Annotated in this window: 22 protein-coding genes; 10 read left to right on the forward strand and 12 right to left on the reverse strand. The window is 42.3% G+C overall.

The genetic code is table 11. The features are described from left to right. Positions 1-46: 46 nt before the first annotated feature. Positions 47-319, reverse strand: coding sequence for a YeaC family protein (locus tag FTU00_RS02545; protein WP_180179016.1), 273 nt, complete (start codon positions 317-319; stop codon positions 47-49). 2 nt (positions 320-321) lie between these two features. Further along, positions 322-1,260, reverse strand: a complete 939-nt coding sequence (locus FTU00_RS02550; RefSeq protein ID WP_125279078.1) for an NAD(+) kinase — start codon at positions 1,258-1,260, stop codon at positions 322-324. A 191-nt stretch (positions 1,261-1,451) separates the two neighbouring features. Here FTU00_RS02550 and mrcB point away from each other — a divergent pair, with 191 nt between their 5' ends. Next, positions 1,452-3,842, forward strand: coding sequence for a penicillin-binding protein 1B (gene mrcB / locus FTU00_RS02555; RefSeq protein WP_180179017.1), 2,391 nt, complete (start codon positions 1,452-1,454; stop codon positions 3,840-3,842). A 14-nt stretch (positions 3,843-3,856) separates the two neighbouring features. Then, the gene (locus FTU00_RS02560) at positions 3,857-4,405 is read left to right on the forward strand and encodes a tetratricopeptide repeat protein (protein WP_180179018.1); all 549 of its coding nucleotides are present in this window, start codon (positions 3,857-3,859) and stop codon (positions 4,403-4,405) included. A gap of 41 nt (positions 4,406-4,446) precedes the next feature. Here the strand turns inward: FTU00_RS02560 and FTU00_RS02565 are convergent, their stop codons facing one another. After that, entirely contained in the window at positions 4,447-5,346 is a 900-nt protein-coding gene (locus tag FTU00_RS02565; protein ID WP_180179019.1) for an NUDIX domain-containing protein, read from the reverse strand. Positions 5,347-5,484: 138 nt separating this feature from the next. On the opposite strand from FTU00_RS02565, the gene hemP reads away from it, so the two are divergent. Then, positions 5,485-5,655 (forward strand): hemin uptake protein HemP, encoded by a 171-nt coding sequence (gene hemP / locus FTU00_RS02570; protein WP_004784247.1) that lies wholly within the window; start codon positions 5,485-5,487, stop codon positions 5,653-5,655. 86 nt (positions 5,656-5,741) lie between these two features. Here the strand turns inward: hemP and FTU00_RS02575 are convergent, their stop codons facing one another. From FTU00_RS02575 to FTU00_RS02590, 4 genes are all read right to left on the reverse strand, one after another. Beyond that, positions 5,742-7,067 carry a HAMP domain-containing sensor histidine kinase gene (locus FTU00_RS02575; RefSeq protein WP_180179020.1) on the reverse strand — a complete coding sequence of 442 codons (1,326 nt, stop codon included), beginning with the start codon at positions 7,065-7,067 and terminating at the stop codon, positions 5,742-5,744. Next, positions 7,064-7,735 (reverse strand): response regulator transcription factor, encoded by a 672-nt coding sequence (locus FTU00_RS02580; protein ID WP_180179021.1) that lies wholly within the window; start codon positions 7,733-7,735, stop codon positions 7,064-7,066. The genes FTU00_RS02575 and FTU00_RS02580 overlap by 4 nt, the downstream gene beginning before the upstream one ends. Positions 7,736-7,873: 138 nt before the next feature. Continuing rightward, positions 7,874-8,239: a NirD/YgiW/YdeI family stress tolerance protein gene (locus tag FTU00_RS02585; protein ID WP_180179022.1), complete on the reverse strand. Its 366-nt coding sequence runs from the start codon at positions 8,237-8,239 to the stop codon at positions 7,874-7,876. Positions 8,240-8,334: 95 nt separating this feature from the next. Beyond that, on the reverse strand, positions 8,335-10,092 hold the full coding sequence (locus tag FTU00_RS02590; protein ID WP_180033818.1) for a GspE/PulE family protein: 1,758 nt from the start codon (positions 10,090-10,092) through the stop codon (positions 8,335-8,337). Positions 10,093-10,305: 213 nt separating this feature from the next. Between FTU00_RS02590 and FTU00_RS02595 the strand changes: the two genes are divergently transcribed. Both FTU00_RS02595 and FTU00_RS02600 read left to right on the forward strand, forming a co-directional pair. Then, entirely contained in the window at positions 10,306-11,571 is a 1,266-nt protein-coding gene (locus FTU00_RS02595) for an MgtC/SapB family protein (protein WP_180105115.1), read from the forward strand. Between the two features lie 129 nt (positions 11,572-11,700). Then, the gene (locus FTU00_RS02600; RefSeq protein WP_180179023.1) at positions 11,701-12,735 is read left to right on the forward strand and encodes a hypothetical protein; all 1,035 of its coding nucleotides are present in this window, start codon (positions 11,701-11,703) and stop codon (positions 12,733-12,735) included. 53 nt (positions 12,736-12,788) lie between these two features. Here the strand turns inward: FTU00_RS02600 and tsaA are convergent, their stop codons facing one another. Further along, positions 12,789-13,508, reverse strand: a complete 720-nt coding sequence (gene tsaA / locus FTU00_RS02605) for a tRNA (N6-threonylcarbamoyladenosine(37)-N6)-methyltransferase TrmO (protein WP_180033815.1) — start codon at positions 13,506-13,508, stop codon at positions 12,789-12,791. Positions 13,509-13,613: 105 nt separating this feature from the next. Here tsaA and FTU00_RS02610 point away from each other — a divergent pair, with 105 nt between their 5' ends. Together FTU00_RS02610 and FTU00_RS02615 are read left to right on the forward strand one after the other, a co-directional pair. Further along, entirely contained in the window at positions 13,614-14,393 is a 780-nt protein-coding gene (locus tag FTU00_RS02610; protein WP_005236496.1) for a ferredoxin--NADP reductase, read from the forward strand. 374 nt (positions 14,394-14,767) lie between these two features. Further along, a complete protein-coding gene (locus FTU00_RS02615) occupies positions 14,768-17,182 on the forward strand; it encodes a membrane-bound PQQ-dependent dehydrogenase, glucose/quinate/shikimate family (RefSeq protein WP_180179024.1) in 2,415 nt (804 codons plus the stop codon). Between the two features lie 67 nt (positions 17,183-17,249). On the opposite strand, the gene FTU00_RS02620 is transcribed toward FTU00_RS02615, so the two are convergent. From FTU00_RS02620 to FTU00_RS02630, 3 genes are all read right to left on the reverse strand, one after another. Further along, positions 17,250-17,432, reverse strand: a complete 183-nt coding sequence (locus tag FTU00_RS02620; RefSeq protein WP_005236502.1) for a hypothetical protein — start codon at positions 17,430-17,432, stop codon at positions 17,250-17,252. Between the two features lie 18 nt (positions 17,433-17,450). Beyond that, positions 17,451-17,642: a hypothetical protein gene (locus FTU00_RS02625; RefSeq protein ID WP_227607384.1), complete on the reverse strand. Its 192-nt coding sequence runs from the start codon at positions 17,640-17,642 to the stop codon at positions 17,451-17,453. 249 nt (positions 17,643-17,891) lie between these two features. Then, positions 17,892-18,515: a cation transporter gene (locus tag FTU00_RS02630; RefSeq protein WP_180179025.1), complete on the reverse strand. Its 624-nt coding sequence runs from the start codon at positions 18,513-18,515 to the stop codon at positions 17,892-17,894. Between the two features lie 85 nt (positions 18,516-18,600). Between FTU00_RS02630 and FTU00_RS02635 the strand changes: the two genes are divergently transcribed. The 3 genes from FTU00_RS02635 (at position 18,601) to FTU00_RS02645 (ending at position 20,812) form a co-directional block, all read left to right on the forward strand. Further along, on the forward strand, positions 18,601-19,011 hold the full coding sequence (locus tag FTU00_RS02635) for a Cd(II)/Pb(II)-responsive transcriptional regulator (RefSeq protein WP_179993297.1): 411 nt from the start codon (positions 18,601-18,603) through the stop codon (positions 19,009-19,011). Between the two features lie 151 nt (positions 19,012-19,162). Next, on the forward strand, positions 19,163-20,554 hold the full coding sequence (gene yegQ / locus FTU00_RS02640; RefSeq protein WP_373686154.1) for a tRNA 5-hydroxyuridine modification protein YegQ: 1,392 nt from the start codon (positions 19,163-19,165) through the stop codon (positions 20,552-20,554). A gap of 3 nt (positions 20,555-20,557) precedes the next feature. Further along, a complete protein-coding gene (locus FTU00_RS02645; RefSeq protein ID WP_159123203.1) occupies positions 20,558-20,812 on the forward strand; it encodes a YfhL family 4Fe-4S dicluster ferredoxin in 255 nt (84 codons plus the stop codon). A gap of 247 nt (positions 20,813-21,059) precedes the next feature. Here FTU00_RS02645 and ahpF read toward each other — a convergent pair whose 3' ends face one another. Beyond that, positions 21,060-22,625 (reverse strand): alkyl hydroperoxide reductase subunit F, encoded by a 1,566-nt coding sequence (gene ahpF, locus FTU00_RS02650; RefSeq protein WP_180179027.1) that lies wholly within the window; start codon positions 22,623-22,625, stop codon positions 21,060-21,062. Positions 22,626-22,693 lie beyond the last annotated feature (68 nt).

Below are 22,693 nucleotides of genomic sequence, written 5' to 3' on the forward strand. Positions count from 1 at the left end.
CAGATATTAAAAAAGACCACATTTGTGGTCTTTTTTTCGGTTTCAATTAAACAAAACGGATCGGCTTGAATTCCGGCTCATTTTTGTGATGATCATCATCACATTGTTCGCCTCCTTTTTTAGTGCCACGATCGATATAACCGCTACGTTCGGTTTCTGGCAGGTTTTTCATTTCCCAGGCATAGACAGCCTGCATACAGGTCTGACGCTGCTCCTGAGTCAGTGCTACACCATTTGGCCACTTGCCAATTTCAATGGCTGTTCTTAAGCGTTCTACAATCTCAGGATTGAGTACGGCAAGCATTTGTTCAATATTCATATTTAATCCTGCTTAAGATAGTCGAAGTCCTGATTCCAGCCCAGTTTGGTTCGACATGCATTATAGAAGTCATAACCTGGCGGATGCAGAAGATTCAGTTTAAAGGGATGCTTACGAATATGGACGCTATCGCCAACATTCAAAGACACACTGTGTTGTCCATCCGCACTCACCATCGGCAGTACGCGATTTTCACGAATCATCAGTTTAATTTCACTATGCCCTCCGACCACAATCGGACGTGAAGACAAGGTATGCGGATGCATCGGCACCAGCACAATTGCATCCATACTTGGATGCACAATCGGCCCACCACCGGAAAGCGCATAGGCTGTTGAACCGGTCGGTGTAGATACAATCAGACCATCACTATGCTGGCGATAGACATATTGTCCATCAATATTCAGCTCGAAATCAATCATGTGTACCGATTTACCGGAGTGCAAGACCACATCATTCAGGGCAATCGCATCATAGATGATTTCACCTTTGGAGCGAACTTCCATTTCCAGCAGGAAACGGCGTTCTGCCTGAAAATCACCTTTTAATACCTGATCTAGTTTAAAGATGACTTCAGTTGGCTTGATATCGGTCAGGAAGCCCAAACGACCACGGTTCACCCCGATCACTGGCGTATTGTATTTTACCAATGCCCGCGCTGCATGTAACAGTGAACCATCCCCACCTACCACAATCACCAGATCAACCACTTCGCCCAACAAGGCGCGGCTAACTGTTTGGGTATTCTGATAAGGAACCAGTTCAGCTGTATCTGCATCAAAAACAGGATGTAGACCTAAATTGAGCAGATGATCGTGGATCAGGCATAAGGTTTCAACCACTGAAGATTTATCCGGGCGTCCAATCAACCCGATATTTCGAAATGTCTTGTGGGAAATTTGCACCAGTGTCGTCGCTCCGCTTCGAATCCTGCTTATCATAACATTAAGCTTGAATAGGATGACAATTTATAACATGACAAAGCTGTGCAGGATTGAATTGAAATAGATTGAAATTAAGGAGAAAATGTGAAGTTTAATTTTAATTTTAATCTCAATAATTGATTAAATATTGCAAAATAATGAAAAGCTTCGCATGATTAGCACAATTTCACAGGGTCTTATCGTCATTTATGAAATCTGAACGAGGTATGGGGTTCATTGCCTTAATCTTCTCCATTCTAGTCATTTCTGCATTTGTAGCATTTAGTATCTATTTGATTAAATTAGATAATATTGTGCGTGAAAAATTTGAAGGTCAACGCTGGGATATTCCGGCCAAGGTTTTCGCACGCCCGATGGAAGTGTATGTAAATGCCCCGGTCAGCCAGCAGGATTTCCAACAAGAATTAAAATTACTGGGTTATAAAGGTTCAGACAGCTATACCAAATCGGGCAGCTTTGTCAGCACTGGCAATACCATGTATGTGCATACCCGTGGCTTTGATTTTGGCGATCGCGTTGAACCTGAACAGGTATTGAAAGTCAGCTTTAATGGCGATCAGATTGCTGAAGTAAGTGCGACTAAACCCTCTTCTAGCGGGATTGCCCGTCTGGAACCTTTATTGATTGGTGGTATTTATCCACAGCATAATGAAGACCGTGTGCTGATTAAGCTCAATAAAGTGCCTAAACCGTTAATTGATGCGTTAATTGCTACCGAAGACCGCAATTTCTACAATCACCATGGCGTATCTCCACGCGGGATCGCACGTGCAGTAGTGAGCAACATTACTGGTGGTAAGCGTCAGGGGGGGTCGACCCTCACCCAGCAGCTGGTCAAGAATTTCTACTTAACACCAGAACGCACTTTAAAACGTAAGGTGAATGAAGCCTTTATGGCGATGCTGATTGAATTGCATTATGGCAAAGATGAGATTCTGGAAGCTTATTTAAATGAAGTGAATCTGGGCCAGAATGGCAACTATTCTGTAAACGGTTATGGTCTGGCTTCACAATTTTATTTTGGCTTGCCACTACGTGAACTGAATATTTCCCAACAGGCCTTTTTAGTCGGTCTGGTCCAAGGTCCAAGCCTGTATAACCCATGGCGTAATCCTGAACTTGCAAAAAAACGTCGTGATGTGGTTCTGAATAATATGCTGGTAATGGGTAATCTGACCCAAGATCAGTATGAAACAGAAACTGCCCGTCCGCTGAACGTCATTTCCAAGCCAACTTTAGGCCCTGCTCGCTTCCCGGATTTTCTGGATATCGTTCGCCGTCAGTTGCGTACCGAATATCAGGAAACTGATTTAACCAACCAGGGTCTGCGTATTTTCACAACCTTAGATCCATTGGCACAAACCCGAATTCAAGACAGCTTTAAGGAAAGTGTAGCCCGTTTAAGCAAAGCCAATCCAGGCCGTCTAAAAGATTTGCAGGGCGCTGTTCTGGTCGCACACCCTGAAAATGGCGAACTAGTTGCAGCGGTAGGTTCTACCCAGGACTTTACCGGTTTTAACCGTGCTTTAGATGCCAAGCGTCAGGTGGGTTCATTACTCAAACCGGTGATTTATCTGACAGCGCTAGAATCGAATCGTTATCACTGGGCCAGTCCAATTGAAGACAGTCAGATCACCATTCAAAGTGATGGCAAACCCTGGACACCGAAAAACTATAGTGGTAGCGCACATGGTGTAGTACCGATGTCTCTTGCCCTGTCACAATCCTATAACCTGTCTGCGGTACGTTTGGCACAGGAATTTGGCCTGTCGACCTTTATTAACCATCTGCAAAAATTCGGTGTGACTTCTGACATTCCTTCTTATCCATCTATTTATTTAGGTGCAGTAGACATGTCACCGATGGAAGTGATGAATATTTACGGTAACTTCGCAACAGGTGGCTTTAAATATCCGGTGAAATCGATTCGTTCTGTAGTCGATGCGAATGGCCGCTCGCTTGAACGTTACAGCTTAAGTGTTCAGCCGACGATTGATCCAGCATCAGCCTATGCTCTGAATTATGGTTTACAACAGGTCATGTCGAGTGGTACTGGTCGTTCTGCCTATAACAGTTTGCCACGCAACCTGAATCTGGCGGGTAAATCGGGTACGACAAACGATACCCGTGATTCATGGTTTGCAGGTTATTCTGGCAACTATATGACAGTGGTCTGGTTAGGTCTGGATGACAACAAAGTCACTGGATTAACCGGTTCTTCAGGTGCACTTCCGGTCTGGACCAATGTCATGAAACAGCTCCGTCAGAAGCCGGTGAATCTGGCACAGCCTAATGAAATCGAATGGCACTGGCTGGACCGTTATACAGGTAAACTGACTGCCCAAGGCTGTGATGGTGCCATGTATATTCCGATTTCACGTCATGCCTTGCCTAATCAGGCAACTGCTTGTGGCATCTCGCATTACGCCACTGAACCTTATACGATTGATTCAGAACCTTCACCAGAAGATGAGGAAGATGATGATCTCAGTCGTTATATACAAGAAAGTGAAACAGAAATAGAACGCGAAGTTGCTAAACAAACCCGTATTATCGCGAGTGGAAGTTATAGCCAATAATTGAGTCTATGTTTATGTTAAGAAAATTGATTCCTGGTCTGCTCATCCTCGGTCTGGTGGGCTGCCAAAGCATGTCGGATCCAGAACAGCCTGCGGCTCCTACTAAACCTCCGGTTCAGCAGAAACCAAAATCCTCTACACCTGATGGTGTAGTGATTACGCCCTATGATCGACCGGAGATTAAACGTCAGAAGATTGTGATCCCTGAGCAAAAGCCTCAGGCACAAAAGTTTGATGATGGACGTAACTTACCTGCATTTAAAAAATTGATGCAGCAAACTCAGCAGGCCTATAGCAAGCAGCAATATAATCAAGCTGAAACTTCTGCAGTACAAGCTCAGCGTTTGGCGCCCCAAGCTTCAGAAACTTATCTGTATCTTGGCTTGATCGCAAACCGTAAAAACCAGCCGGCCCGTGCAGATGCTTTCGCCTTACGTGGTTTGAGCTATGCGCAGACCAATGCAATGAAAAAGCAGCTCTGGCAGGTGCGCCTGAAAGCAGCTCAACTGCAAAAAAACACCAAAGCCATTCAGCAAGCTCAGCAGGCCTTAAAGAAATTTTAAGGCCCTGGCGTGAGCCCGGTTATTTATAATAAGTTTCTGACTTAAACATAACGGATCCCTGCAATCCCATAAGCATGCTGGTTTTGAGCATGGTCTAGATCTTCAGCTTTTATACCGCCTAAGGCAAATACAGGAATCTGTACCTGTTCAGCCATCTGTTTAAATTTTTCCCAGCCTAAAGCTGCGGTATCAGGATGTGTTTCTGTTGCCAGTACCGGGCTGAGTAAAGCTGCTTCACAGCCTATGTTTTCTGCATGTTTTAATGCTTCCAGATCGTGACAGGCTGCAAGATAACGATAGCGACCAGCTAACTCCCCTTTTTGCAGTTGCATCAATTGAGACTGTTTCAGGTGAAGCGTACGAATGGTTTGCTGCTGCAATTCATTCAATTGTGACCAAAGTTCCTGATTAATGATCAATCTGGATAACTGATCGACTGGAATCTGCTGTAACTGGCTAATGTGTTCAGGGCTGGCCATTACTCGCCAATACAGCATCTGGTCTGTTTCCAGATTATTCAGGTGACTCAAGTCTTCAGAAATTTTGATCTTTCTCGGCCATTGCAGCTTTTGAATCATGGCCTGATTGGCTTTAGGAAAATTTAGTTCACTGAGTTCATTCCGGCTATACCAGCGCCAAGGCTGCTTGATTCCAGCTAATTGTTCTGGCTGAACCGAAGCATGGAAAATATGCAGATTGACGATGACATCTTCATATTCATGCGAAATAAAATCAAAAGCCTGCCATTTTTCGATGTCAATTCCGACTTCTTCAATCACTTCACGTCGACATGCCTCTATAGGCAATTCGCCCTGTTCTACTTTTCCGCCTGGAAACTCATATTTATTGCCCTGATGCTGTTTAGCTTCACGCCAACCGACCAGAACCTGATTGTGATGAAATAAAATAGCGATTGCGACATGAATTGTGGCTTTAGACATAATGTTCTGAACTATTGAAGTTTTACAGATTGTAAGCAAATTAGAGTTTTTTATAAATGCAGCAATTATTCGTTGACAGATCTATTCGATAATGATTATCATTTAAATCAATCCAAAACACACCACGGAGTCGACGGAATGAACGCACCATTTAGCCTATTTACCCGCAATAATGATACTCAGCATGCGCTACCGATGTTGCATTCGAACAATTTATTTGCGCTAGGACGAGAAATCCGGATCATGCATGCGGGTGAAGAATACCGTCTACGTTTGACTCGTAACAATCGTCTCATCCTGACTAAGTAATTTAAATACTCCAAAAATAATAAACGTGGGAACAGGCAGTATGAATCAGCGCATACTGCTTTTTTTAATTGCTATATCTAATATCTTTATTCTTCAGATTGAAAAATTAATGAAACTTTAAGCCCACCCAAAACTGACGGCGCATAATCAATCTTGGCCGTATGTAACTGCATAATCTTTTGACAAATCGACAATCCCAAACCTGAACCTTGTGTTCGCGTGCCCAAGGCGCGGTAAAAACGCTCACCTAAACGTTGAACAACTTCTTTCTGAATTCCCTCTCCCGAATTTTCAATCATAAGTTGTAGATTCTGACCTTCAACTATCGTCCTGATTTCGACCTGTCCCTGCATCGGCGTATAACGAATGGCATTATCAACCAGATTGCGGATACAGCTAAAAATCAGCTCTGCATTTGCTTCAATCACTGCATCTTCAAGTTTTAAGTTCCAGTGGATCTCTTTTTCCTGAGCAAAAGGTTGTAAAGCTTGTAAGACCTCCTGAACCAATACTTTAAGATTCACCTGCTGTTTGGGCAACTGCTCTGCATGTTCTGGATCGAGCCGAGCCAATAACAGTAAGTTTTCCAGAATCTGCGTACCACGGTTGACATCATTCTGGATCATCTGTAACGCTTGCCTAAGTTGAGCATCTTCCTGATATTTACGTTTCAGCACCTGTAAACGCATTTGAATGGCAGACAATGGGGAACGCAACTCATGTGAAGCATCGGCAGTAAAACGTTGCTCGGCAGCCAATGACTTTTCCAGCCTGCTCAACATGGCATTCAGCTGACGGATAATCGGTTGCAATTCAGTAATCTCAGGATCAGGACTTTGAACCGGAGTGAGATCCTGTGCAGATTTAGAACCGATTTCTCGGGAAATTTTATTTAAAGGTCTTAATTGCCGCTTAATGGCAAAACGTAAAATCAGCCACTGTAATATCCATAGGATAAATAAAATCCCGGCGAAACCTAAAGTCGTTTGCCAAAGCTCATCAAAGCGTACCGAAAGCGGTTGTACCACTTTCACTTTCAAATCTTGATCTTCAGCAATCAGAATTCGAATAAAATGACCTTTTTCATAATCAAAGTGAAACCCGTTTTTTTGTGCAAGTGGTATCTCATTAATCAGTTCATCATCAATTGAAGTGGTCAGTACCCGCTGATTCAGCAATAAGGCATATTGAATATCAAACTGCTCACTGATTTCATCAACCTGCGTATTTTTGGCCTGGTTCACATCTCCTAAAAGTAACTCTGAAATTTCCTCCATCAGGTCATCATGCAAATCAATCGCCTGATAGCTGGAAATTCCCAATAACAGCAGCCACGCCAGAAATCCTGCCAGTATGGAACTGAACATGGCATGTTGAATCAGCCGGCTTTGCAGGGAAATGGGTGCCTTCATATGGAGGCCTCGGGTTTATGCATCCGGTAGCCCAAGCCACGAATGGTTTTAATCATCTGACTGCCAATTTTTTTACGTAGCTGATAAATAAAGACTTCAATCGCATTGCTTTCGATTTCATCTCCCCAGGCATAGAGTGATTCCTCCAGCTGCTCCCGGGTAATGATATGTTCTGGTTTTTGCATCAGCTTATATAAAATCTGGAATTCTTTTGCAGTCAGATTAATGCTCTGTCCCGCCTTCATTACGGTCTTGGCCTGAGTATCCAGACTAAGATCCTGCCATTCCAGGATATGATTTGGCGTTTGCTGTTTTTGTCTGAGCTGGGCACGTACGCGAGCGGAAAGTTCTTCCAGACTGAAAGGTTTTACCAGATAATCATTGGCCCCCAGATCGAGTCCTGCAACCCGATCATGAATACTGTCCTTGGCGGTGATAAATATAACGGGCGTATCTTTCTGTTTATTGCGCAAGCTTTTAAGAATGTCATCTCCAGTTGCATTCGGCAGGCCACGATCCAGCAAAATACAGTCATACTGATGCTGTTGAATCGCCAGAATGGCATGATCCCCACGATCAACCCGATCAATCACATAACCGTCCATTTCCAGCCAGGTTTGAATACTTTCCGCCTGAGATTCATCATCCTCTGCCAAAAGAATACGCATGCTATGCTCCGCTTATTTTATCTTTCTATCTTGCCTTGAAAAAGTTCAAGACTCAAAAAAAAACCACATGCTTTTTGGTAACTTGCATGTGGTTTTTTGTTGCTGTCTTCAGATTCAGTTCAGGAAATTATGCTGAAATTAGAACTGAACTTGGTCGACATCAATTTCAACACGTTTCGCAGGTTTATAGTCAATGTCTACTTCACCAATGATTACCACAGGTGTTTTAGCTGATACAGGTTTACCCTGCCAAAGTTCATCATCAATTTCGACAGTGATGGTGCCGGTATTATCGCGGAACTGGTATTTTTCATCACCGACAGCTTTTACCACATAACCTTTCAGCTGAACCTTGCTGTCATCTTTCATGGTCAACACTTGCTTAACTGTAGTCGTTTTAGCAAATGCAGCCTGATTCACCGCAGTTTCACTACTCGCAACTGCGACAGTCCCAATTGAACCCATTAATGCAGCTGCTAAAACAGTATTCATCATCATTTTCATTGCAGTTACCTCTTTTTAAAGTCTTGCCCTGTTTCGATGATGCTATTAAAACAGCCGAAGATGAATTAAATCTTAAGATTGCTTCATCTTCAGAATTAATTTAATGGCACAACTCTCAAGACTTCTTCAAGCGTGGTGACCCCTTCCAGAATCTTGCGAGCACCGGCAATCCGTAAAGGTTCTACCCCTTCTTTTTTTGCCTGCTGACGTAACTGATTCAGGTTAGCATCCGCTCCGATTAATTGCTTGGTGGTCAGGCTAAGCGGCATAAACTCATAAATCCCGATTCGGCCTTTATAACCGGTATGACGACATTCTTCACAGCCAACTGCTTTAAAGACAAATTCCGGACGTGGTAAAGGATAGTCCACTGCCAGATGTTGCCATTCCTGCTCATCCAGAAAACTCTCCTGCTTGCAGTGTGGGCATAGCTTACGCACCAGACGTTGGGCCAGAACCCCCAGGATAGTCGCTGCTGTTAAAAATGGCTGTACACCCAGATCATGCAAACGGGTCAGACTCGACGGCGCATCATTGGTATGCAAGGTAGAAAGCACCAAGTGACCGGTTAATGCAGCCTGAATCGCCATATTGGCCGTATCTTGGTCACGAATCTCACCCACCATAATAATATCCGGATCCTGACGCATCAGTGCACGCACACCATCTGCAAAGCCCAGCTCAATCCCGTTATTGACCTGCATCTGGTTAAAGCTTGGTTCCAGCATCTCAATCGGATCTTCAATCGTACAGACGTTCACCTGCTCAGTCGCAAGCTGCTTTAAAGTGGAATACAGTGTGGTGGTTTTACCTGAGCCGGTCGGTCCGGTGACCAAAATAATACCGTGACTATGGCTGGTCAGATTATTCCAGTCATTGAGCAGATGTCCTTCGAAACCGAGCTGCTGAAAACTTCTGACTAGAACCTCCGGATCAAAAATACGCATTACCAGCTTTTCACCAAATGCGGTGGGTAAGGTCGATAAACGCAGTTCTGTTTCCTGCCCTTTTGGAGTCCGAGTTTTTAAACGACCATCCTGTGGTTTACGTTTTTCTGCCACATTCATCCGGCCCAGAATCTTGATTCGGGAAATAACTGCGGTCAAGGTATTGGCTGGCATATTATAGATGGTATGCAATACTCCATCAATCCGAAAACGGATCTTGCCGGTGTCTTTGCGCGGTTCCATATGAATATCACTGGCACCCTGCTCAAAGGCAAATTGCAGCACCCAGTCTACCAGTTTCACGATATGCTGGTCATTGGCATCCGGATTCTGGGAATCACCCAGTTGCAGCAAGGCTTCTACACCTTTATTTTCCCGGTCATAAGCAGATGATTTTTGCGAGCCACTGACTGCACGACTGACCTGATAATATTCAACAATATAACGCTGGAGCTGTTCCGGATTGAGCAATACCCGTTCAATTTTTTTTGGTGCAATATTCTGTTCGAGGTTTGAGACCCATTCAGTTTTATAAGGCTGATCTGTGGCGATCAGAACTTTATCTGGTTGAATTTCTACTGCCAGAATACGGTTACGCAGTGCATATTCCTGTGACATGACATTGGTCAAGGCCTGCACATCAGCTTTGAGCGGATCGATGATATAGAACATTAAACCGGTTTTTTCTGCCAGCCACTGACATAAACGGTTGAGTGTCAAAGTACTTTGAGGATGGGACTGATCAACCAGACTAAAGTGTGCGATCCATTGTAAAGGATGCCATTTTATTTGTTCACGCTGACGATGTGTGGTCTGAACTCGCATCCGGTCACGTTCAGTTATTTTTCCGTCTTTTAAAAGCTGATCCAAACACCAGCCTGTATCAATTTCAAAATCGAATTTCATGATTGATGGTCCCCAAAACTGCCTCCACTATAACAAGTTTTTCCTGTTTTTCGCATTCCATCGCGACTTCTCAAACTAGAAAGCGGGTTTATCTTTCATGAACATTAAGCACATCACTTGGGTTTGAGTTCATAACCTTTTTCTGCTTGTCGATGTATCAATTTTTCGCCTATATTTCAATCAGGATATTTTATTCAATCGCTGAGGCCAGGTATGGATTTAAGCGTGGTTCCCTTAAGTGAAAGTAGTTCCTTTCATGAGTTGCTTACCATCCTGACTGCTGCCTTAGGATGTGGTTTGCTAATCGGACTGGAACGTGAACGGCACAAACAGCGTGAAGAACAGGCCAGTTTTGCCGGGCTACGCTCTTTTGCGATCTGTGCTTTATTAGGCGCATTGTGCTTTTTATTCGGAATGGCAATGGGTCTGGCCGGTGCACTCATTATTGGCGGCATCGTCATTTTTTCTATCCGAAACCAGATAGAAGATCCGGGAATTACCACTGAATTGGCCTTTATCATGACCTATTTCATAGGGGCGATTTGTTTATGGAATATTCCTCTGGCTGCAGGGCTAGCAGTTCTGATCACGATAATTTTAATGGCCAAACACTCTATGCATAATATTGCCGGACAGTGGATTACTGAGGCTGAATTTAGGGATGGATTACTATTATTAGCCTTGATTCTGATTGGTTTACCGCTAACCCCTGACCAGCCTTTATGGGGTGAAGTGCTGAACCCTTATCTGATTTTAAAATTAGTAACTCTCATACTGGTAGTTCAAGCTTTGGCACATATCGCTAAACGTTTCTTTTCAACTAAAAATGCTTTGATGCTGTCTTCAATTGCTTCAGGTTTTGTTTCCAGTACCGCAACTATTGCTCAACTGGGGATACAGGTGCGCAAAGGTGAAATGGATGCAAAATCCAATGCTGGCGCTGCCCTGATGTCATGCATTTCGACACTGGTTCTATTATTTATTGTAGTGGGAGGCGTTTCCTGGGATTGGCTAAAAATTCTTCTTCTACCGTCGTTGGTCGCTATGGTTATTCTGGCTGCATGTGCATTTATATTATTACATAAAGCCGAACCAGCCAAAAATCAGGAGTCTCCGGAATCTTCTGACAGTAAAATGTTTAGTCTCAAGGAAGCTGTGATTATCGCTGCCGCATTAACCCTGATTCAGGCTGGCGTTTATGGATTGGAAATATTACTGGGCAATGCTGGTCTTCTGGCGGGTACTTTATTTGCGTCCTTATTTGAAATTCATGCCGCAATGGCCAGTGTGGTCATTCAAGGAGATCCATCCAATACCCGGCTGATCTATGCCCTGCTTTTGGGGCTGGGCGCACATGCTGTAGCCAAGTCAGTCAATGCTGCTGTAACAGGTGGTTTCAAATTTTCCCTGTACTTTGCGCCAGTACAGATTTTGCATATGGCGGTGTTGATTGGTATTTTGTGGTGGATGACATTTTGATTGTTAAGTATATTTAAATAGTTAATTTTTATATATTTTGCAAATTTAATTTTGATATTTATTCGCTATAATTAGTCTGCTTTATTTTAAAAAACAATTTTATTACTACGATTTTTTATAGGGATTTTTATGAAATTTAAGAATTTATCACTCGCAGTTTTTAGTGCATTCATGCTAAGTGCTTGTGGTGGGGGCTCCTCTTCTTCTGATTCAAACCCTGGAACTGGAACTGGAACTGGAACTGGAACTGGAAATACTACAACAAATGATTCCGAATGGTCTGCCTATTCTCCTTCATATTTTACTGGCTCCGATTATTTATTCGACAAACTCACTTTTACGAGTAAAGGAGATACGCAGTATGTCCGTGTAGACTATTTAAGCAACCTAAAAGATATGGAAAATCTTGATATAAATGAACTGTATATTTTTGGTGATTACTTAACCAATGAAGGTCTGTACGAATTAGAGTTAAATAAAGATCCTGAATTAGGCTATAAAATTGGATCACTTCTAAAAAACTCGGTGACTGAGAAAACTTATATTCCATCCTCTAAAATTGGACATACAGGCCTTCAATTAACTGAAAAATATGAGTTAGTCGATCTATCAGGTAAACCATTGATTGAATACATAGACACTCATCTGTATCTAGTCTCTTCCGAACCCAAGCTAAATAATTATGGGGATTTCGGACAACTCTATCTTTCAAAACTTAAAGGCAAGACATTTCCAAGTGGCTCAAAATGCTTAAGAGGATTAAGTTTATCTTCGAGCAAAGACTTCATTATGATGTATCAAAATCCATACGATACTTTTGATAGTTTCCCAGACATATTCTCTGACGGATATAAAACTATAAACTTAGGTGGATATAACGCTTTCATCTCGAATTCAATTTACCCAAATGAATATGTTAGTGCCCTTGTGCAAATTGATAATAAATATCGAATGGGTGAATACAATAAATCAGGTACCTATTACTCTTTAAATAAAGAAATTGAAATTGAAAGACAAATTTTAAAAGAACTTAAGTCTGACAACCTTACAGATGCAGAGGATATTTTAGAACAAGAGTTATATATTCAATCTTTACAAAAAGAATGTACTGTTTTCAACTCTACTGCTAGTCAAGAAATTGATAAATATCGTAAATTGAAGTAAAAATATGACTAGAGATAAGCGTATATAAGATACGCTTATCTTAGTTTCTTCAATCACAATTCAGTATATTCTATTTCTGATATATAAACAGATAACTCTCTTACCAAAAACCTCACATCTAAATCCGCAAACTTCATTCCATAAACCCGTTCCTCATCATCCTGATAAGCAGGTCTCGGATCCAAAGAGAGAACTTTTTCGAGTTCTTGCAGTATTTGTGGAGAAACTTTTCCCTTACTCATGAACTGCTGTTTTTGCTGCTCCGCCTCTTCTGTCCAAATTACCGATTTACGTTGTGGCTCATCCTGTGCATAACCACTTTGTGCCTCAATCACGGCATCTGAATACTGAATATAGGGTTTAATGTCTATAATCGGCGTTCCATCTAACAGGTCACTTCCTGTGACATAAACCCGGACATTTTTACCGACTTTTTCGACACGATTTAATTTCACGACTGATAAACCAATGGGTGCAGGACGGTACATACTACGTGTCGCAAACACCCCGATTTTCTGGTTTCCGCCTAAACGGGGTGGACGAACCTGCGGACGAAATTGCTGGCTCTGCTGATTTTTATTATCATGAAACTGCCAGACTAACCAGAGATGACTAAACTCTTCGATGCCTTCAAATGCGAGTAAATCATTATATGGACCGGTCATTTCAATATAGCTTTCAACCTGTACCAAATTAGGCTGACGCGGGATGCCAAACTTTTCTTTATAGGGAGAATGCATATAGCCAATAATCGGCAGAGTGAGTTCGGTCATAATCACTTTTTTTGATAAGCTCAATTAAATATATTCAGTTTATAGAGAATGAATTTAGATTAGAATAGCAACCTGTTCTAATTTGATAACTTATTGAGACCTTTAATGGCTGCTTTTAACGTCGAAAAGATTACTCACGTCCACCATTGGAATGACACTTTATTCTCTTTTAAAACGACTCGTGACACTGCATTACGTTTTAAAAACGGTCAGTTTGTGATGATCGGCCTTGAGGTCAATGGCAAGCCTTTAATGCGTGCGTATTCAATCGCAAGTGCAAACTATGAAGAAGAGCTAGAGTTTTTCTCTATTAAAGTGCCAGATGGTCCTCTTACTTCTATTCTACAAAAAGTTAAAGTTGGCGACGAAATCCTGGTTTCTAAAAAACCTACAGGTACGCTGGTTCTTGATGATTTAAACCCAGGTAAAAACCTGTACCTGCTTTCTTCGGGTACTGGCCTTGCACCATTCCTTTCTGTGATTCGTGATCCAGAAACTTATGAACGTTTTGAAAAAATCATCGTCGTTCACGGTACACGTTTCATTTCAGAACTGGCTTACCAAGATTTGATTCTTAACGAAATTCCAAACCATGAATTCTTCGGTGAATTGGGTGCTAAAGAAAAATTAGTGTATTACCCAACTGTTACCCGTGAAGAGTTCCATACTCAAGGTCGTGTAACTACTGCGATTGAATCTGGTCAATTATTCGAGAAAATCGGACTGCCACGTTTCAACCCTGAAACTGACCGTGCAATGCTTTGTGGCTCTCCTGCATTCCTTGACGATGTTGCTGCACTGCTGGATCAACACGGTCTGAAAGAATCTCCTCGTATGGGTGTTCTGGGTGACTACGTAATTGAACGTGCATTCGTAGAAAAATAATCTGCAAAAATTCTTTTGCAATCCTAAAACGCATGCTTAAAGTATGCGTTTTTTATATCCAGTAAGTCTTAAATTTAAAAGAATTAACCCAAGCTATTCTTTATTTAAAATTTCTTATAATTAGGACACTTAGAAAAACACAATTGTTTAAAACTATAAAATAAATGATAAATATCAATACTCACATTATATTTTTTAGTCAAAAATTCATTCTTAAATGTTAGAATATGTAACTGTAATTGATTTCTCCTGAGGATTTATCCTCGCTAAAGACTGAGTTACATAAACTCTGTAAACTTTAAATTCGATCTGTTTTGATCCCATTCTCCTGTTTCACCGTTTATGCAACCAAGCCGTTTTTTTATAGGCAAGGTATGAGCACTGAACAACCCTCCTCTATCGAGCGTACAGGGTCTAAAGTCTATCGATATTTTGTTGTCGTGCTGACTTTACTTGTTGCGCTGTACTTGATCATTCAAGGCGCTAAATTACTCAGCCTCGGTGGTACAAGTTATTATCTCATCGCAGGGATTGCCTATGTTGCAATCGCCATTTTATATGCGATGAAAAAAGCCTTTGGTTTCTGGCTTTCTATTGTTACTTTTATTGCAACCCTCCTCTGGTCTATTGCTGAAGTTCAAGGTTTGAGCTTCTGGCAATATATCCCACGTCTGGTGGTTCCAACTATTCTGTTTGTCCTCAGCATGTGGGCAAGCAAAAGCCTGCCAGCACTCAATGCTGCAAAAATCAAAGCTGCCAATCTTGTTGGCTTTGCCGGTTTCTTTGCCTGTGTCGCAGCCCTGATTGCTGCGTTCTTCCCACACGGCAAAATCCTCAATCCTGTTGATATCGTACAAGACCCTGCACTGGCTAAACCGAATGCAGAAAACCCAGACAACTGGGAATATTTCGGTCGTAATGGTAACGGTACCCGCTTTGCACCGTACACTGACATTACCCCTGAAAATGTCAAAGATCTAAAAGTGGCTTGGACTTATCACACTGGTCGTGATACTTCTGCCGGTGTCGATGAAAATACACCAATTCAAATTGGTAGTACTTTATATTCATGTACACCGACTAACATCATTTCAGCAATTGATGGTGACAGTGGTAAAGCACTTTGGAAATATGATCCACATGCAAAAACTGCAGAGCATATCACTTGCCGTGGTGTTGGTTACTATGATGCAACTAAAGACAAATCTTTAACTGCAGCAGACTTACAAGCACCGGGTATTAAAGCTTGTCTACAACGTATCCTGACTTCTACTGTTGATGGCCGTTTAATTGCTTTGAACGCCAAAACAGGTGCTTTATGTCCTGAGTTCGGTGTTAATGGTCAAGTCGATGTTCTGCATGACATGGGCCCAACTGAGCAAAGTAAACGTTACCACCCAACATCGACCCCACTCATTGCCGGCCATGTTGCTGTATTAGGCGGTTGGGTACGTGATATTGTGCATGGCGAACCTTCTGGTGTTGTACGTGCTTATGACGTTCGTACTGGTAAATTGGCTTGGGCGTGGGATGTTGGTAATCCTGAACTGGTTGGTGAACCTAAAGATGGCAAAGGCTTTACTTTAGAAACACCGAACATGTGGACTATCCCAACCTATGACAAAGACCTGAATTTGGTTTACTTACCTACAGGTAATGGTCCTCCTGACTACTGGGGCGGCGACCGTAACGGAGCCAAAGAAAAATTTGGTTCTGCAATTGTTGCGGTAAATGCTTTGACTGGTAAAACTGTTTGGTCTTATCAAACTGTTCACCATGATGTCTGGGATTATGACTTGCCGTCACAACCTGTGCTTTACGACATGACTGATGATCATGGCAAAAAAGTGCCTGCGTTGATTCAAACCACCAAAATGGGTCAAATCTTCGTTCTTGACCGCCGTACTGGTAAACCAGTCACTAAAGTTGAAGAACGTCCAGTCGACACCAATGGTGCTGAAGGCGAAAAATTGTCTCCTACCCAACCATTCTCTGTTGGCATGCCACAAATTGGTAATGCAACATTGACTGAGCAGGATATGTGGGGCATCTCAACCTTTGACCAGCTGGCATGTCGTATCGACTTTAAAGATTCTGTCTATAACGGTCTATACACTGCACCTGGTGAAAAACCATATATCGAATGGCCTAGTCTGCTTGGTGGTTTCAACTGGGGTGGGATCTCCATTGATGAATCTACTGGCATGATGTACGTCAACGATATGCGTATGCCACTTCGTATGTCATTGGTTCGTAAAGAAGATATGAGTAAATATCATATCTCAACTGACGAAGTACCAGGATTCATGGGTACAGTACATCCGCAACTGGCTGGTCCTTATGCGGGTGTGAAAATTGACATCATGCAGTCTAAACTGGGTGTTCCTTGTAACAAACCACCGTTTGGTACCATGACTGCCATCGACTTAAAATCTAAAAAAGTCGTTTGGGAAGTACCAATGGGTACAGCCAAAGAATTAGGTCCATTAGGTGTGAAAACCCATATGCCAATTCCTTTAGGTATGCCTACACTGGGTGGTCCTACTTCAACCGCTTCTGGTCTGGTGTTCTTCGCAGGTACTCAGGATTATTACCTACGTGCGTTGGATTCAAAAACTGGTAAAGAAGTGTGGAAAGCTGAGCTTCCTGTTGCTGCTGTTGCTGCACCGCTGATTTATAAATCTCCAAAAACTGGCAAACAATATGTTGTGATTTCTGCAGGTGGTGCAAGCCACTCTAAAGATGTTGGCGACTATATTATTGCCTTTGCTTTACCTGATCAAAAATAATTTTTTGATGAATAAAGAAAAAACCGAAGCTTAGGCTTCGGTTTTTTCTTGCAATCGTCATTAAAAATTAACGATCGCGACCTTCCTGATTTGCAGAACCTGAACAGCCTGCACCACCACCGATAATAAAACCGCTTTCTGCTTTGCATGAACCGATCATACGGCCATGTGAGTCAAATGTAGTCACTGTTGATGCACAACCAGTTAGTACGATAGTCGCTGCTAATGCAATAAGTGCTGATAATTTCATGATATTCCCCTCTATGATTTATGGTGCTAAATGAATCTGATTTTGACTTGGTGGTACTGGCAATAAACCTGTCTTGGCATCCACCGTATTGTAGTTCACGCCAATTGCATTGCCTGATCCATTACAATGAGCACTAGCAGTTGAAAGCAGACCACGTGTAGCTTTACATGATCCAATCACCTGACCCGATGCATCATAAGTGACGACCATAGAACTACACCCAGTCATCAGTATAATAGTTGAAAGTGAAAGTAGTTTTATGAAGCTCATTGCTCCCCCTCAAAAACACTAAAAAATTTAAATTGTTTAGTTATATGAATCTTTTCTAAATTTCGCGCATGATTCTTCCTAAATTTATCGCATTTGTAAAGCTTTATTTTTCATCTATTTTTTAGACTTAAGGCTAATAAAAAGCTGCCTGATCAGCAGCTTTTTCATAATTAAATTTAATATTAAGGATCAGACTGACTCATGCTGCAATACTCGTTCAGCTAGAGCCTGTTTCACCACATGATATCCAGCGCTTAAGCCTAGACTTGCCATAATGAATGCAACAATAACATCTGGCCATAGACTGCCAGTGCCAAACACTCCCACTGCTGCAAAAATGACGGCCACATTGCCGATCGCATCATTACGGCTGCACAACCAGACTGATTTCATATTGGCATCGCCATCCCGGAAAGCATATAAAATTATGGCTGTGACAACGTTTGCGATTAAGGCCAATACCCCGATGATCCCCATCGTAATGGCTTCAGGTGGAATACCTTGCATAAAGGCATAAATTACTTTGCCAATGACGACCAGACCAAATACTGCCATGGTCAATCCTTTAATCAGAGCAACTGTTGCACGCCAATACAGACTTGCACCAATCACCGCCAGAGAAATACCATAATTCACAGCATCACCAAAGAAATCTAACGCATCTGCCCATAAGGCCGATGAATGTGCATAAGCACCGCCGATTAGCTCTACACCAAATAAGGTCAGGTTAATCAATAATGCAATCCATAAAGCTGTTCTAAATTTGCTATTAGGTTTGGGCGGCGCGGGTTCATGACTACAACTACAGGCCATATTATTCTCCGATGATTTTTTATCCTGAATGCGATAAAGTCATTAGAAACTATGGAGTCACTCCAAGGTCAAGCCTGAGGTATTTATGTCACATTATTTGATTTCTGATATAGCCAAGAAAACTGATTTAAGCACTGATACCATTCGATTTTATGAGAAAAGAGGTTTGATTCAGCCGAATTTTCGAGCAAGTAACCAGTATCGTTATTATGGCGACGAGACCTTAAAACGCTTGATTTTTATCAAACGCTGTCGTGCTTTAGGCATGTCTTTAAAAGAAATTGAATACCTGATTCAGCTGGAACAGAATCCTGAACAGGATTGCTGTGAAGTTAACCAGATGATTGATCAGCACCTTATAGATATTTCAAATAAAATTAAAGAATTACAATTATTTAAACAGCAGTTAATGGCGCTTCGCGAAAGCTGTAATACCCCAACCACGATTAATCATTGCCAGATTTTAAAAACACTGGAATCTATTGAAAATAGCTGAAATATTTATGGATATTTTAAATCGTTTACTGTTTATCTTTTAACTTGAAATTGAGTTAAATTATGCCAATTCCGAGTTATTTACTAGGTTGAATCCTGATTTCAGATGACTAGAATAAAGACGTACTTTTTATATGTCTTTCGATTTCATCATGAGCATTTCTCACGTTACCGAACTTCTCTCACCTGCTGGCTCCCTAAAAAACATGCGTTATGCCTTTGCTTATGGTGCAGATGCAGTCTATGCCGGCCAGCCGCGTTATAGCTTGCGTGTTCGTAATAATGAATTTGACCATGACAATCTGGCGATTGGCATCAAGGAAGCGCATAAGCTTGGCAAAAAATTCTATGTCGTGGTGAATATTCAGCCACATAACTCCAAACTGAAAAATTTTATTCGTGACCTTGAACCAGTCGTGGCAATGCAGCCAGATGCGCTGATCATGTCCGATCCTGGTCTGATCATGCTGGTGCGTGAGCATTTCCCGCACATGGACATTCACCTGTCTGTACAGGCCAATGCTGTGAACTGGGCAACTGTAAAGTTCTGGAAGAATATGGGACTTACTCGCGTAATTTTGTCACGTGAACTGTCCATCGAAGAAATCGAAGAAATCAAACAGCAAGTTCCAGATATCGAAATCGAAGTGTTCGTACATGGTGCGTTGTGCATGGCCTACTCTGGCCGCTGCATGCTGTCTGGCTATATGAACAAACGCGATGCCAATCAGGGTGCCTGTACCAATGCTTGCCGCTGGGAATACAAGGTACTTGAAGCTAAAGAAGATGAAACGGGCGATGTGATCCCGGTTAAAAATATTGATTCCGGCTGTTGTTCAAAAGATGCTGATGAGTCACATATGCAAGTACAACATCAGTTTGATGAACCCGTGTTATTGCAACGTAATGACGAAGATATGTTTGCTGCTGAAGAAGATGAGCACGGCACTTATTTTATGAATTCCAAAGACCTGCGTGCTGTACAGCATGTGGAACGCCTGACCAAGATTGGCGTACACTCCCTGAAAATTGAAGGTCGGACCAAATCTTATTTCTATTGTGCGCGTACTGCGCAGATTTACCGTAAAGCCATTGATGATGCGCTTGCTGGTAAGCCATTCGACCCTTCATTGATGACTCAATTAGAAGGTCTGGCGAATCGTGGTTATACCGAAGGCTTCCTACGCCGTCATGTACATAGTGAATATCAAAACTATGAAAATGGTTCATCGAGTTTCGATCATCAGCAGTTCTGTGGGGAAGTATTAGAGCGTAATGGTGACTATATCAAGATTGATGTGAAAAACCGTTTTGTCGTTGGTGACTCACTAGAGCTGATGACCACTAAAGGCAACATCACTTTTACCTTAACTGAGATCAAAGACTGTCAAGGCAATCTGATTGAAGATGCTAAAGGTTCAGGTCATATCGTTGAAATTCCAGTGCCTGCAGATGTCGATATGCAGTATGCCCTGCTGATCCGTAATCTGCCATCATCATCTGTAGACATTTCAGCCTCTTCATTGGCTTATCAGGCGAGTTAAAAAATGGCGCTCTTGATTACCGATAAATGTATCAACTGTGATATGTGCTTACCGGAATGCCCAAATGAAGCAATTTATGAGGGCGAGAAGTTTTATGAAATTGATGTCAATCGTTGTACCGAGTGTGTGGGTTTCTATGATCATCAAACCTGTATTGCCGTCTGTCCGATTGAATGCATTGTGCCGCATCCCGAGCATCGGGAAACGCAAGAACAGTTAATGGAGAAATTTAAAGGTTTGAATCTGTTCAAAGCTTGAATGATGCATGAAGTCTGATGACTTCATCTAAGAACAACCTTGGGGAAAGATAAAAATAAGGGTTGAAAACAAAAACTGTCCAGAGGAAAGGAACAGCTAAAAGCGATTGGGGACGCTTTTGGCTGATCTAACAATAACTAAAAAAAGGAACCCGGGTGTTAGCATCCTGAGTTCCTATAAAGCGAAAATAATAATAGGTGTTTGAGATTAAGCACCTGGAATGTGGGGATTCCAGGTGCTCTTTTTTTTACTGACCAGAGCGAATGATGTAATCAAAGGCAGATAATGATGCTTTGGCACCTTCACCAGTCGCGATGATGATCTGTTTGTAAGGAACAGTGGTACAGTCACCTGCAGCAAACACACCTTTGACATTGGTTTCATTGCGCTCGTTAATCACAATCTCACCACGGTTAGTTAGCTCAACATCGGTTCCTTTCAGGAAGTCAGTGTTCGGCAACAAACCGATCTGAACGAAGATCCCTGCAAGTTCTACTGTGTGCTCTTCATCAGTTGCACGGTCTTTGTATTTCAACGCTGTGACTTGTGAACCATCACCGATCACTTCGGTAGAAAGTGCATTTTTGATCACAGTCGTATTTGGCAAGCTGTTCAGTTTGTCCTGCAATACCTGATCCGCACGAAGTTTGGTATCAAATTCAACCAAGGTTACATGCTCAACAATACCCGCAAGGTCAATCGCAGCTTCTACACCCGAGTTACCGCCACCAATCACTGCCACACGTTTGCCTTTGAACAAAGGACCATCACAGTGTGGGCAGTAAGCCACGCCACGAGTTTTGTATTCCTGTTCACCTGGAACATTCATCTCTCTCCAGCGTGCACCGGTAGATAAAATCACAGTTTTAGATTCAAGTTTCGCACCATTTTCTAAAGTCACTTCTACCAGACCATTGGCTGTGCGATCTGCACCTTTAATGTCAGAGACACGTTGCAGGTTCATGATGTCAACACCGTATTCACGCACGTGTGCTTCCATTTCAGCCGCAAATTTTGGACCTTGGGTTTTTTGCACTGACGTATAGTTTTCAATGTCCATGGTATCCATGACCTGACCGCCCATGCGTTCAGCCACGATGCCAGTTTTGATGCCTTTACGTGCTGCATAGATCGCTGCAGTATTCCCTGCAGGTCCGCCACCAATCACCAAGACATCAAATGCATCTTTGGCATTGAGTTTTTCAGCATCTTTGGCTGCAGCATTGGTATCCAGTTTGGCAATGATTTCTTCCAGTGTCATACGACCCTGACCGATATGTTCATTGTCCTGGAAGACCATCGGTACGGCCATGATTTTACGTTCTTCTACTTCTTCCTGGAAGAAAGCACCATCGATCATGGTTGCTGTGGTACCCGGGTTATAGATGGCAATCAGGTTCAATGCCTGCACCACATCAGGACAGTTATGGCAGCTTAAAGAGACAAATACATCAAAGTCAGATTTAATGCCTAAACCTTTAATCGATTCCAGAACTTCGGCAGAGACTTTTGGTGCATAGCCTGAAGTTTGCAGCAATGCCAGAATCAGGGAAGTAAACTCATGGCCCATCGGCAAGCCTGCGAAGAACACACGAGGCTGTTCACCGGCTTTTGCCACACCAAAGCTTGGTGCACGTTTGTTGGTACCGTCAAAACGGGCAGTCACTAAATCAGAAAGCTGGGCGATTTCCTCAACCAGTTCTTTGATTTTGGCTGATTTGTCAGAGCCATCCAGAGTTGCCACTAATTCAATCGGGCCCTCCAAACGTTCAAGTAGTGTTTTTAATTGAGCTGAAGTATTTTGATCTAACATTGCTAACGTCTCCAAGGGAGTAAATATTTATTCGATGAAGCTATAATAAGTGAATAACAAAAATAGGT

This window comes from Acinetobacter sp. YH12041 (assembly GCF_013419975.1).
GTDB lineage: Bacteria > Pseudomonadota > Gammaproteobacteria > Pseudomonadales > Moraxellaceae > Acinetobacter.

Bases quoted from the DNA above. Each gene is read 5' to 3' on its own strand.
- FTU00_RS02645 (WP_159123203.1), top strand. From the start codon at position 20,558: ATGGCGCTCTTGATTACCGATAAATGTATCAACTGTGATATGTGCTTA.
- FTU00_RS02585 (WP_180179022.1), bottom strand. From the start codon at position 8,239: ATGAAAATGATGATGAATACTGTTTTAGCAGCTGCATTAATGGGTTCA.
- FTU00_RS02600 (WP_180179023.1), top strand. From the start codon at position 11,701: ATGAAATTTAAGAATTTATCACTCGCAGTTTTTAGTGCATTCATGCTA.
- FTU00_RS02545 (WP_180179016.1), bottom strand. From the start codon at position 319: ATGAATATTGAACAAATGCTTGCCGTACTCAATCCTGAGATTGTAGAA.
- FTU00_RS02615 (WP_180179024.1), top strand. From the start codon at position 14,768: ATGAGCACTGAACAACCCTCCTCTATCGAGCGTACAGGGTCTAAAGTC.
- FTU00_RS02575 (WP_180179020.1), bottom strand. From the start codon at position 7,067: ATGAAGGCACCCATTTCCCTGCAAAGCCGGCTGATTCAACATGCCATG.
- FTU00_RS02625 (WP_227607384.1), bottom strand. From the start codon at position 17,642: ATGGTCGTCACTTATGATGCATCGGGTCAGGTGATTGGATCATGTAAA.
- FTU00_RS02565 (WP_180179019.1), bottom strand. From the start codon at position 5,346: ATGTCTAAAGCCACAATTCATGTCGCAATCGCTATTTTATTTCATCAC.
- FTU00_RS02635 (WP_179993297.1), top strand. From the start codon at position 18,601: ATGTCACATTATTTGATTTCTGATATAGCCAAGAAAACTGATTTAAGC.
- FTU00_RS02550 (WP_125279078.1), bottom strand. From the start codon at position 1,260: ATGATAAGCAGGATTCGAAGCGGAGCGACGACACTGGTGCAAATTTCC.
- FTU00_RS02620 (WP_005236502.1), bottom strand. From the start codon at position 17,432: ATGAAATTATCAGCACTTATTGCATTAGCAGCGACTATCGTACTAACT.
- FTU00_RS02630 (WP_180179025.1), bottom strand. From the start codon at position 18,515: ATGGCCTGTAGTTGTAGTCATGAACCCGCGCCGCCCAAACCTAATAGC.
- yegQ (WP_373686154.1), top strand. From the start codon at position 19,163: ATGAGCATTTCTCACGTTACCGAACTTCTCTCACCTGCTGGCTCCCTA.
- FTU00_RS02590 (WP_180033818.1), bottom strand. From the start codon at position 10,092: ATGAAATTCGATTTTGAAATTGATACAGGCTGGTGTTTGGATCAGCTT.
- FTU00_RS02595 (WP_180105115.1), top strand. From the start codon at position 10,306: ATGGATTTAAGCGTGGTTCCCTTAAGTGAAAGTAGTTCCTTTCATGAG.
- ahpF (WP_180179027.1), bottom strand. From the start codon at position 22,625: ATGTTAGATCAAAATACTTCAGCTCAATTAAAAACACTACTTGAACGT.
- FTU00_RS02560 (WP_180179018.1), top strand. From the start codon at position 3,857: ATGTTAAGAAAATTGATTCCTGGTCTGCTCATCCTCGGTCTGGTGGGC.
- hemP (WP_004784247.1), top strand. From the start codon at position 5,485: ATGAACGCACCATTTAGCCTATTTACCCGCAATAATGATACTCAGCAT.
- tsaA (WP_180033815.1), bottom strand. From the start codon at position 13,508: ATGACCGAACTCACTCTGCCGATTATTGGCTATATGCATTCTCCCTAT.
- FTU00_RS02580 (WP_180179021.1), bottom strand. From the start codon at position 7,735: ATGCGTATTCTTTTGGCAGAGGATGATGAATCTCAGGCGGAAAGTATT.
- FTU00_RS02610 (WP_005236496.1), top strand. From the start codon at position 13,614: ATGGCTGCTTTTAACGTCGAAAAGATTACTCACGTCCACCATTGGAAT.
- mrcB (WP_180179017.1), top strand. From the start codon at position 1,452: ATGAAATCTGAACGAGGTATGGGGTTCATTGCCTTAATCTTCTCCATT.